The organism is Chloroflexota bacterium, from assembly GCA_013152435.1.
GTDB lineage: Bacteria > Chloroflexota > Anaerolineae > DUEN01 > DUEN01 > DUEN01.
The window spans coordinates 1-10610 of sequence record JAADGJ010000116.1 but is presented as its reverse complement, the minus strand read 5'-3'; the positions used below and the strand labels follow the sequence as shown (position 1 = coordinate 10610).

Here is a 10610-nt window from a genome sequence, read left to right as displayed (position 1 = left end):
GGCGCCGCGTATGCGCAGGCCGCGATCCGGTGTCGCCTGCGGGCCGTGGCGCTGTTCACGGAGGCGCAGCAGCGCGAGCAGCCCTTCGCCGCCGAGCCCGGCGCCGAGGAGGCCCTCCTGGCGGACTTACTACGCCGGAGCGGCCGCTTCGCCGAGGCGGAAACCGTGATCGACCGGGGCCTGGCGCGACGCCCCTCGGATACCCTCCAACGCATCCTGTGCTATCAACGGCGGTTATGTCGCCGGCGTGATGCCGACAGCCATACCATGGCCGAGGCGCTGGGACGATGAACGCGCGCAGGCCATAGCCGCCTGTATCCTCATGTACGCCTCGCTCTGAATCTCCCCTACTTCGATGCCGCTCCCGGCACCGGCCTTACGGAGAAGCCCACCACCCGATCGCTGAACTTGCCCTCGGAGACCCAGAGGTGGACGCCGTCGAAGCAGACGTCGGTGGGCATGAAGAGCCCGTCCCGGTTGGTGGCCGGGACTCGGGATCCGAAGTCCGGCTGTCCCAACACGATGTCGGGCAGTTGGCCGTTGGCCGTGGGGATGGCGTTCCAGATCAGCACCCGGTGATTGCTGTTGTCGGCCAGGAACAGGTGGGTGCCGTCGGAATAGATCCCCGACGGGAGGTTGAGGAAGGTCTCCTGCGGCGGGGCATTGAAGCCGGACTTGCCCAGCACCAGGTCGGCCGGCTGACCGTTGGTGGTGGGGATGCTGTTCCAGACCAGCACCCGTTGGTTGTAGGTGTCGGTGACGAAGAGGCGCTGACCGTCGGAGAACACGTGGGTGGGGAAACTCATCCCGGTCGCGCCGGCGCCGGGGCCCGTGGAGTTGAAGTCTGGCTGACCCAACACCACGTCCGCTGGTTGGCCATTGGTGGCGGGCAAACTGTTCCAGATCAGCACCCGGTTGTTGCGGCTGTCGGCCACGAAGACGCGTTGACCGTCGTACATGACGTCCCTGGGCTCGCACAGGCCATCCTGCCCCGCCCGGCACTCGCCCAGGTTGGGCATGCCGCCCGGCACGGAGGGCGGCGAGGCGAAATCCGGCTGGCCCAGGACGATATCTGCGGGCGCGTTGTTCGTCTTCGGCAGCGTGTTCCAGATCAGCACCCGATGGTGCCCGGTATCGGCGGCGAACAGGCGCGTACCATCGGTGAACATGCCCCACGGCCTGACGATGGTGGCGGGATCTGCCTGCAGGTCCTCGCCCCAATCGGTGAAGTCCGGCTGGCCGAGGACGATATCAGCCGGCCGGTTGCTCTCCGTGACCATCGTGTTGTGGACGAGCAGCCGCGCGTCGTAGTCCTGAGCGATGAACAGGTGGCTGGGATCACAGGCCAACCCCTGGGCCGTGCGCAGGCCGACTCGCGAGATGAAGGCGTTGGTCTCAAAGTCCACCTGGCCCAACACGACGTCGGCCGGTCGGCTGTTGCGGGTGGGGATGGTGTTGTGGATCACCACGCGAGAGTTCATGGTGTCGGCGATGAAGAGGTGTTGCCCATCGGACGCCACGCCCCACACGCCCCCCAGGCCTTCTCGCGTCAGGGCCGGGAAGTTGATGCGGAGATCGGGCTGGCCGACGACCACATCCGGCAACTGGCCGTTGGTGGTGGGGAAGTTGTTCCAGATGAGTACTCGGGTGTTGCCGTCTGTGCTGTACAGGCGCGTGCCGTCGGTGGCCACCTGCCAGGGGCTGCTGATCCCCTGCTCCGGTCCCCGATCGATGGTGGAGTTGAAGTCAGGCTGGCCCAGCACCACATCCGCCGGCTGGCCGTTGGCGGTGGGGATGCGATTCCAGATGAGAATCCGGTTGCCCTGGTGATGTTCGCTGACGATGAGCCGGGTACCATCGGAGGCCACCCCGCGGGGGTTGATCAAGTTCGTTCGCGAGGGTGGCTGGCCGCCAGCCGGAGCGGAGAAACCGGGTTTGCCCACGACCACGTCCGCCGGCTGGCCGTTGGTGGTGGGGATGCTGTTCCAGATGAGCACGCGCATGTTCCGGGTGTCGGCCACGTAGAGCCGCGTGCCGTCCGTGGCCACGCTCAGGGGCCACCACAGGCGATCTGCCCCGCTGCCGTGCTCGCGGGAGTAGAAGTCCTTCTGGCCGATCACGACATCGGCGGGCTGCCCGTTTTTCGTGGGGATCCGGTTCCAGATGAGCACGCGATGGTTGTTGGAGTCGGCCACGATCAGGCGAGTGCCGTCCGTTGCGACCCCTACGGGCCAATTCAGGTGATCCGGACCCAGCCCCGCGCCGGCAGCGTTCATGTTGGGCTGGCCCACCACCACATCGGCGGGCGTGTAATTCGTCACGGGGATGGTGTTCCAGATGAGCACCCGGTTGTTGCGCGTATCGGCGACGACCAGATGGGTGCCGTCGGTGGCCAGCTGGCCGGGATGGTGCAGGAAGGAGGGCCCTCCGCTCTCCTCGAAGCCGTGAAGCCCCAGGATAATGTCGGCCTCCTGGCCGGAGGTGAACCACCAGTCCGATGGCACCGGGGTGAAGGTGGGGGTGGCGGTGGGGCCGGGCGTGGCTGTAGGTGTCGGGGTGGATGTCGGCGCGGGAGAGGGTTGGCCCTCGTGATCCTTCAGGATCAGGGGGAAGCGAAGGGCGTTCGTCGTGGGGGTGGAGGCGATGATGGGCCCGGGGGCACCGCTCAATGCGTGGGCCGTGAGCGCCCAAACGGCAAGAGCGAGGATCATCAGGAAGAGGGAGCCCAGCGAGAAACGTGCTCTGTCCATGGATTCACTCCTTTCACCCTACTCATGGCAACGCCTCGTCGTAGGCTGAGCTCAATGGTGGGGACGCCAGCGGCGTTTGAGTGCGGCGAGGGTCCGATCGATCAGAAGGATGGGGGATGAGGTGCGGGGAATGTCGCTGGCCGGGCGTTTGCGTCCGGGGGCATGACGTCACACAGGGAACCCAACTCGGGTCACCTCCTACGCCTGGACGCGAATTGTACACTGCCTGGGGGAGTGCCTTCACTCACTGCTTTTGGGTATATTATACGACATCTTTGGTTGTTCCTGCCATCACCCTGGCGGATTATCCCGGGGAAGCCGCGGAGAGGCCTCGCAAGGCGGCGTCGCACGGAGACGTGAGGTATGGAAAAGAGGCGAGACATGCCTCGCCTCTCCGTGTCGTGCGTTCCAGACGTCTGTTGGATGCTGAAGGAAGGGGGGCGACGCGATCGGAATGCGCTCAGCCTGGATCGCCGAGGCACAGGCGGACCAGGTCGTCCACGTGGGCTGTGGCCAGGCAGATGACCGTATCCGCCGCGCCGTAGTAGAGCTTCACCTCGCCCGTGTCCTCCAGGACGATGCCGCATGGGAAGATGGCGTTGTTGCGGAATCCGCCCTCCACCTCGTAGGGGGCCTCCGGCGCCAGGAGCGGCTCCCTGTACAGTCCCACGATCCGTCGGGGATCGTCCAGGTCCAGCAGCATGACGCCCACCGTGTACCGTTTCTTCCAGCTCTCCTCCCAGCCGTTTTTGCCCCGGGCCGGGTCGAAGTCGACGGCGTGGAAGGTGGTCAGCCAGCCGTGAGGCGTCTTCACCGGCGGCGCGGCGGGGCCCAGCTTCGTGTTGGCGAAGGGGATATCCTCCACTGCCAGCAGGAGATCGGAGTTCCCCCAGTACCGGAGGTCGGGCGAGTCCGAGATCCAGATGTCGAAGCGCTCGATGCCGCCGCGGCTGTAGACCGGGAAGGGACGCTCCAGCCGGACGTACATGCCGCCCAGCTTCTCCGGGAACAGCACCATGTTGCGGTTATCGGGCACGGACATGCTCAGGATCTCGAACGACTCGAAGTCGTCGGTGACGGCGATCCCACCGCGTACGCCGTGGTGCGTGTCCACGGCGAAGCACATGTAGCACCGCCCGTCCATCACGATCAGGCGAGGATCGTAAGCCCGGATGATCTCCTCGTCCGACAGCTCGAAGCAGGGCTTGGGCTGGACCTCCCAGTGGATCCCGTCATCGCTGTAAGCCAGCCCGAGGTTGGTGCCGTCCAGGCGCTGTTCCTCGGCCGAGCCGTAGTCGTTGCGGAAGACCATGACGTATCGGCCCTGGTAGCGGGTGACGCCCGGATTGAAAACCAGGGTGGCCGGATAGGGAACGTCAGCCGCCGTGAGGATCGGATTCGCCTCGTGTCGTGTGATGACGGGGCTGGAATGCAGTTCACCGATGATCGGTTCCATGCTTACCTCCTGGTGTTCCCATGGTCATGCGGATGGGCGCTTTCGCAGGCGGTAGAGACGTGCCTCAAGGCCGCCGACGTTCACGGGATAGACGGCCTCGGAGCGCCAGATCGGGTCGCCTCGCACGATCTGCTCCATGAGCTTCCGCTCCAGCGTGAGCAGCACAGCCTGTCCGCCGGGGCGAAGGACGCGCGCCATCTCTCGCAGGGCGGGCGGGTAGATCCGACGGTTGAGCTCGTGCGATCCCACGCGGCGGCCGAAGGGCATGTCACATACGATGGCGTCGACGGAGTCATCGTCCAGGGGGAGACGGTGCACGTTCCAGTGGAACAGGTGCACAGGCGCGCCGACGTGCCGGGCGTTCAAGGCCGCCCGTGAGACCGCTCCCCATGATCGATCGCCGCCCCAGCAGCGGAGGCCCGGCCAGGCCAGCGCGGCCTCGATGGGGATCGTGCCGACGCCGCACATGGGGTCCACCAGCAGATCGCCCGGCCGTACCCTCGCCAGGCGGACCATCGCGTAGGCGATGCTTCCTTTCAGCGCGGTGCGACCCCACGCCACCCGCTCGCGGCGGTACAATCCCCCCGGCGTGAGCGTGATCCCCAGCGTGAGCTCGTCCCCCTGCAGGTAGGCCATGACCTCCAGGTCGAAATCTTTGAGCCGGACCGGCCAGCCGAAGCGGCGGACCAGGCCGGTCCCCAGCGCCGCGGCGACATCCGGCGACTGATACGCGTGCTGGCCGCTGCGCTGCGCGGTTACCCGGAAGGCGGGAGGCTCCGGGGCGTCCGGGAAGAAGCGTCGCCACACGGCCAGAGCGGGCTCCCAGTCCACCTCCAGCGGGACCTGCTCCAGCCGCGTTAACCCACTCCGATCGGAGGGGATCCCGGAGATCCGGGCGACGAAGGCGTACAGATGTTCCGCCGAGCGGATGGCCAGAAGCGGAGCGGGAGGGGCGTCGACGGTGAAGAGCACCTTCCCACGCGACCGTTGAGCCTGGGCGGAGGGAAACCGCTCCCGGATCTCGTCCTCAGCGATGAACTCCAGGCCGGTGGCCACCGTCACGTAGTACGTATGAGAGGCGGACGATGCGGGTGGGCTGGAGAGATCGGCTGGGCTGGGGACGTGTGTCATCCATATCCTCCGGTAAGAGCGCGTCTGGAAGCTGCCGGTAAGGTGTCTGAGGGATTCCCTCGGCTGACGGGAATCCCACGCCCCTCCGGACCTCCCCACAGCGGAAGAAGCAATGGCTCAGAATGTGCCTGAAGAACATACCACGAAGCCGCTAAGACACCAAGAAGGGCATAGAAGGAGTATATCGAAGTCGCCTCTTACACTATTGGTGTCTCTAACTACCGGACACTTTTGCGAGGGAACTAGCGAGAAGCGACATGCTCCCCTATCAAACGTCCCGGATGTAGGGGCGCGGCGCCGCTGCGCCCCCTTGGTATCAACTTAAGCGATTATGGAAGCGTGGCCCCGCATTTCTGGGGTGGCTCGGAGGGGAGGGGCCGCCGCCCCTCCGAAGAACTCTATTTTCAGCCCCTCACCTGCCCCGTGGGGCCGGAGGCCACCGGCCAAAGCCTCAACCAGGCAGGTAGAATGTAAGAGGAATCAGGCCGTGTATCGGCGGCCCTCGTCCATCATGGCGAGATAGTTCTCCAGCGGGATGTAGTTGGTGACGCTGTTGCCGCTGCCCAGGCAGTAGCCACCGCCGGGCAGGCACACGTCCAGCGTCTCCCGCACGCGCTGGCGGACCTGCTCGGGCGTGGCGCGCGTCAGGAAGTCCACGTCGATGCCCCCGATCAGCGCGATGCGATCCCCCCAGTGGCGTTTGGCCTCGGTCACCGGCTCGATGGTGTCCTCAAAGGAGTGCTTCCCATCGATCTTCACATCCTCGATGAGAGCGGGCATGATCTCTTCCAGGTTGCCGCAGGAGTGGAGCAGATACAGCTTGCCACTCTCGTGAGCTACCTGGGCGATCTTCTTGTGCCAGGGCAGCGCCTTCTCGATCAGGACCTGGGCGGAGACCATGGTCCCGCTGCGGTAGCCCATGTCGTCGCCGCCGAAGAGGATCTTGACCCGATCGAACTGGGCGTACACCTCGGCCGCGGCCACGAAGATCTGTCCGATCCGCTCGAACATGGCGTCCACCAGATCCGGTTGATCGTACAGGGCGTAGCATAGCGGCTGGTATCCCATGAGCCAGGTGACCTCTTCGAAGACGTTGTGGCAGGAGCCCACCAGGCACATGTCGTCAGGCACGTGGGCGGAGTACCACTCCAGGAGCGAGGTGTCGAACCGGGCCGGATCGGGCCAGGGATAGCGCTCAAAGTCCTCCCAGGAGGCGATGACGCCGCGCGTCTCGTCAGCCCAGCGCCGTCCCTCCTCCCGCCGGAGCGTGGCCGTATCCTCCGCCATGCGCACGTTCTCTCGTGGGAACTCCAGCCCGCCCAACGGAACCGTGACCGTGTCGTAGCCCAGAAAGCGGTAGAGGCTGATATAGGCCTTGTGATCGTAGTAGGGGTCGGAGCGATCCAGATGGTCCGCGGTGCCAAAGCGGGCATGCAATGCCTCATGCACCTCCCGATCCAGGAACAACTCCATGTAGTGCACGCGCTGTGGCGTGCCCTCTCGTCGCAGATTGCGCAGCAGAGCCTCATAGTCGGGTTGGATGGGGATTTCAAACATTGGCTTTCTCCGGGATATCTTCGCTCTGTTGTGATCCCATCAGATGGAGGTGCCCGATCGAGCGGGAGAGACGCTTTCGTGTGCGATGGAAGTATGGTGTGGTCCATCCTACCACAAGAGGACGAATTCCTCCAAGGTGGGACGGAGGGTGACTCCGCTGGTATATCTTCTTCCTGTATCTTGGTATGGGTGGCGAAGGGCACTGCCCTTCGCTACCCATAGGGCCAAACTCCAGGAAGGGGGCTCAACGGTGGGTGGTGGGGTACGTCTGGCCACGTCGTGTGCTGGGGGAAACCGAGAAGATGCGTATACAGACACGACACCTTGCCTCGTCCCTGTAGACGCCATGTATGCCAATATGGACGTTGGACTTTGAAAAGGCCCTAATACACTACCTTCATTCATTGCATGGCGGGCCTGGACTTGTTATACTGTACCGTCGATGAGCCAATTCTGTGTTGGAGGAGGAATCGATCCATGCCTGACTCGTTGAAGGTGGGTGTGATCGGGGTGGGCGGCATTGCGCGTTTGCACATGCCGGGTTGGGCTGCGTCCGAGCAAGCGGAGGTGGTGGCCGGGTGCGACATCGACGAGGGGATCCTGCAGGAATGGGGACGGGTGAACGGCATCGCCCGGCTGACGACGGATCCCGCCGAGCTGTTTCAGGATCCGGATATCGACATCATCGACATCTGTACGCCGAACATGTACCATGCGCCCTTAGCCATCGCCGCTTTGGAGGCCGGAAAGCATGTGCTGTGTGAGAAGCCGCTGGCCCCTACGCCCGAGGAGATCCGGGAGATCATCGCGGCCCGGGACCGTTCAGGCAAGATGCTGATGACGGCACAGCATTTTCGCTTCATGGGCACCTCTCGCGCCCTGAAGACGGAGATCGAGACGGGCGTTCTGGGCGATGTCTATCACGCCCGGAGCTGGATGCTCAGGCGGGCGGCGATCCCCGCTCGGCCGTCCTTCGTCCTCAAGCGGCACAGCGGGGGCGGCCCGTGTATCGATATCGGCGTGCATATCCTGGACCTGACGCTCTGGCTGATGGGCAACCCGAAGCCCGTGGCCGTGACCGGCGTGGCCCGCAACGCGCTCGCTCACCACAAGGGCGCGTTCAGCGTGTGGGGGCTGCGATCCGTCCCGCAGGAGATGGACGTGGAGGACTTCGCCGCGGCCTTCGTGCGGTTTGAGAACGGCGCCACGCTGATTCTGGAGGTCAGCTGGATGCTCCATCACAGCGCGCCCAAGGAGGACCGCCAGGTATGGCTCTACGGGACGGGGGGGGGCGCTCATTGGCCGAATTGTGAGATCTACCAGACCAACTACGAGACCCGGCAACTTTACACGCGTACGTTGCAGCTTACGCAGGATGCGATGGAGCCGCATGCGCTGGAGTGCGTGGAGTTCGCTCGCGCCGTCGCGGAGGGGGCGCCCTCGCCGGTGCCCGCCGAGCAGTCGCTTCAGGTCATGGCGATCCTGGACGGGATCTACCGCAGTCAGCAGTCCGGCGGCGAGGTCAGGCTCGACCTGTAGGAGGAGGGCCATGTATGCCCGCTCGGCTCGATTCTATGATGCTCTTTATGCCTGGAAGGATTACAGGCGGGAGGCGGAGAAGCTTCATCGGTGGATTCAGCAGTATAAGCGATCCCCTGGCAACGCCCTGCTCGATGTGGCGTGTGGCACGGGGAAGCATCTCGTCCACCTGCGCGAGCACTATGAGGTGGAGGGCCTGGATCTGAACGCCGAGATGCTGGAGATTGCCCGCCAGCGGCTTCCCGATGTGACCTTCCACCAGGCGGACATGGCAGATTTCGATTTGGGCCGCCAATTCGACGCCATCGTCTGCCTGTTCAGCGCGATCGGGTATGTGAAGACCCTGGACAGGCTGCGGCAGGCGCTGGCGTGCATGCGCCGACACGTATATCCGGGAGGCCTCGTCATCGTCGAGCCGTGGTTTACACCGGAGGAGTATCATCCCGACACCGTGCACGCCACGTTCGTGGACGAGCCGGACTTGAAGATCGCCCGCATCAACGTGAGCGAGCAGGAGGGGCGCATCTCCATCCTCGACCTCCATTACCTGGTGGGCACGCCCGCCGGGGTGGAGTATTTCAGCGAACGGCATGAGTTGGGGATGTTCACCCAGGAGGAGTACCTGGAGGCGTTCCGCTCCATCGGGCTGGAGGCGTTTCATGAGCCCGATGGGCTCACAGGGCGGGGGATCTACGTGGGGCGCCGCCCGGTTGAGCCTTCCGAGGGAAGGGCATAGAGGATGCCTCCCGGGGATCCCGGATATTCGATAGGCGGGTAGGACGATGGGGCAAGCGGTCGCGGCGTTTTTCGATCTGGATTATACGATCCTGACCGCCTCTTCAGGGCGGCTGTTCGTCCGATATCTTCGCCAGACCCGGGCGATCTCCCGTCGGCAGGAGCTCGCGATCTGGGCCTGGGCCGGGATGTACATGGCTCATGTGATCGACTATCCCCGCCTCATCGCTCGCCTCATCGCGGATATCGTGGGCGAGGATGAGGCGGCGACCTGGGCGTTGTGCCTGCGCTGGTTCGACGAGATGGTGGTCGAGTACGTGAGCGAGGATGCCCGGCGGGCCATCGAGCGGCATCGGGCGGAGGGACACCGGGTGGCCATCGTGACGGCTGCCACCCCCTACGCAGCCGGGCCGGTGGCCGCGCATCTGGGGCTGGGCGGGGACGTCCTCGCCACCCGGTTGGAGGTGCGTGATGGCCGGTTCACGGGGCGGATCGTGGAGCCGGCCTGTTACGGGGTGGGCAAGGTCTACTGGGCCGAGCGGTACGCGGCGGAGCGAGGGGTAGATCTGTCCCAGAGCTACTTCTATACCGACAGCGCGCGGGATCTGCCCTTGCTGGAGCGGGTCGGCCATCCTGTTGCCGTGAACCCGGACCGACGGCTGCGGCGGATCGCCCGGGAGCGCGGCTGGCCCATCGTCGCGTTTCGCTAGCTCGAGCCTGCGGGTGACGTGGCCCGGGGGCCGGCTACGGCAGCAGAGCGAACGGGGGATACAGTCCATTTTCATCCTTCGTCTGTCGTCACATTTTCAGACCAAGGAGGAGGGAAGATGCGAAGAGGGTATTGGATCGTGCTGATCGCTGTGATCCTGGCGGTGACAAGCTGTGCGCCAGGTGTGGTCCAGGTCGATGCCCGCGCCGACGGCACCGGCGTCATGCTGCGCCCCGGGCAGATCCTGGAGATCAGCCTGGAGGCCAACCCGACCACGGGATATCAGTGGCAGATGGCCCCCGAGGCCCCGGTCGACGAGGCGGTGTTGAAGCCGTTGGGAGACACGTACCAGCCAGGTGGAGCCCCCGGCGTGGTCGGCGCGGGTGGGCGGTGGATCGGGCGGTTCCAGGCCGTTGCGCCGGGAGAGACCGAGATCCAATTGGTGTACGTGCGCCCCTGGGAGAAGGAGGGCGAGCCGGCGGAGACTTTCTCCCTGCGGGTGGTCGTGCGCTAGCGGCTTAGAGGGTATTGAAAACGCACATAAGGTTATTGGGGCACGGCGCCGCCGTGCCCCATTCGCATCAACTTAACAGTATGGGCGAGGCCCCCGCTTGTTGCCTTTTCCCTCCACGGGCGGTCGCACCTGAAAGGGGAGGTGCGGAGGGGAAGCCCCTCCGCAGGAAAACTCTTTTTCTCGCCTTTTCCCTGCCTGGTTGGGGCTTTGGCCGGTGGC

The 10610-nt window shown here is 65.0% G+C and carries 9 protein-coding genes; 5 read left to right on the top strand and 4 right to left on the bottom strand.

Annotation, left to right across the window (positions count from 1 at the left end; translation table 11 throughout):
* Positions 1–291 (top strand): hypothetical protein (locus GXP39_16540; protein ID NOZ29646.1); only part of this gene is annotated, 291 nt, incomplete at its 5' end.
* A gap of 56 nt (positions 292–347) precedes the next feature.
* Here GXP39_16540 and GXP39_16535 read toward each other — a convergent pair.
* The 4 genes from GXP39_16535 to GXP39_16520 all read right to left on the bottom strand — a co-directional run bounded on the left by GXP39_16535 (position 348) and on the right by GXP39_16520 (position 6894).
* Entirely contained in the window at positions 348–2750 is a 2403-nt protein-coding gene (locus tag GXP39_16535) for a hypothetical protein (protein NOZ29645.1), read from the bottom strand.
* Between the two features lie 460 nt (positions 2751–3210).
* Entirely contained in the window at positions 3211–4206 is a 996-nt protein-coding gene (locus tag GXP39_16530) for a glycosidase (protein NOZ29644.1), read from the bottom strand.
* Between the two features lie 24 nt (positions 4207–4230).
* A complete protein-coding gene (locus GXP39_16525) occupies positions 4231–5337 on the bottom strand; it encodes a methyltransferase domain-containing protein (GenBank protein ID NOZ29643.1) in 1107 nt (368 codons plus the stop codon).
* A 480-nt stretch (positions 5338–5817) separates the two neighbouring features.
* Positions 5818–6894, bottom strand: a complete 1077-nt coding sequence (locus GXP39_16520; GenBank protein NOZ29642.1) for a uroporphyrinogen-III decarboxylase-like protein — start codon at positions 6892–6894, stop codon at positions 5818–5820.
* A 477-nt stretch (positions 6895–7371) separates the two neighbouring features.
* Here GXP39_16520 and GXP39_16515 point away from each other — a divergent pair, with 477 nt between their 5' ends.
* The 4 genes from GXP39_16515 to GXP39_16500 all read left to right on the top strand — a co-directional run bounded on the left by GXP39_16515 (position 7372) and on the right by GXP39_16500 (position 10391).
* Positions 7372–8433, top strand: a complete 1062-nt coding sequence (locus tag GXP39_16515; protein NOZ29641.1) for a Gfo/Idh/MocA family oxidoreductase — start codon at positions 7372–7374, stop codon at positions 8431–8433.
* Between the two features lie 10 nt (positions 8434–8443).
* The gene (locus tag GXP39_16510; GenBank protein NOZ29640.1) at positions 8444–9169 is read left to right on the top strand and encodes a class I SAM-dependent methyltransferase; all 726 of its coding nucleotides are present in this window, start codon (positions 8444–8446) and stop codon (positions 9167–9169) included.
* Positions 9170–9215: 46 nt separating this feature from the next.
* On the top strand, positions 9216–9878 hold the full coding sequence (locus GXP39_16505) for an HAD family hydrolase (protein ID NOZ29639.1): 663 nt from the start codon (positions 9216–9218) through the stop codon (positions 9876–9878).
* 117 nt (positions 9879–9995) lie between these two features.
* Complete coding sequence (locus GXP39_16500; protein NOZ29638.1) at positions 9996–10391, top strand: protease inhibitor I42 family protein; 396 nt, start codon at positions 9996–9998, stop codon at positions 10389–10391.
* Positions 10392–10610: the final 219 nt, after the last annotated feature.

Bases quoted from the DNA above. Each gene is read 5' to 3' on its own strand.
- GXP39_16535 (NOZ29645.1), bottom strand. From the start codon at position 2,750: ATGGACAGAGCACGTTTCTCGCTGGGCTCCCTCTTCCTGATGATCCTC.
- GXP39_16530 (NOZ29644.1), bottom strand. From the start codon at position 4,206: ATGGAACCGATCATCGGTGAACTGCATTCCAGCCCCGTCATCACACGA.
- GXP39_16525 (NOZ29643.1), bottom strand. From the start codon at position 5,337: ATGACACACGTCCCCAGCCCAGCCGATCTCTCCAGCCCACCCGCATCG.
- GXP39_16520 (NOZ29642.1), bottom strand. From the start codon at position 6,894: ATGTTTGAAATCCCCATCCAACCCGACTATGAGGCTCTGCTGCGCAAT.
- GXP39_16515 (NOZ29641.1), top strand. From the start codon at position 7,372: ATGCCTGACTCGTTGAAGGTGGGTGTGATCGGGGTGGGCGGCATTGCG.
- GXP39_16510 (NOZ29640.1), top strand. From the start codon at position 8,444: ATGTATGCCCGCTCGGCTCGATTCTATGATGCTCTTTATGCCTGGAAG.
- GXP39_16505 (NOZ29639.1), top strand. From the start codon at position 9,216: ATGGGGCAAGCGGTCGCGGCGTTTTTCGATCTGGATTATACGATCCTG.
- GXP39_16500 (NOZ29638.1), top strand. From the start codon at position 9,996: ATGCGAAGAGGGTATTGGATCGTGCTGATCGCTGTGATCCTGGCGGTG.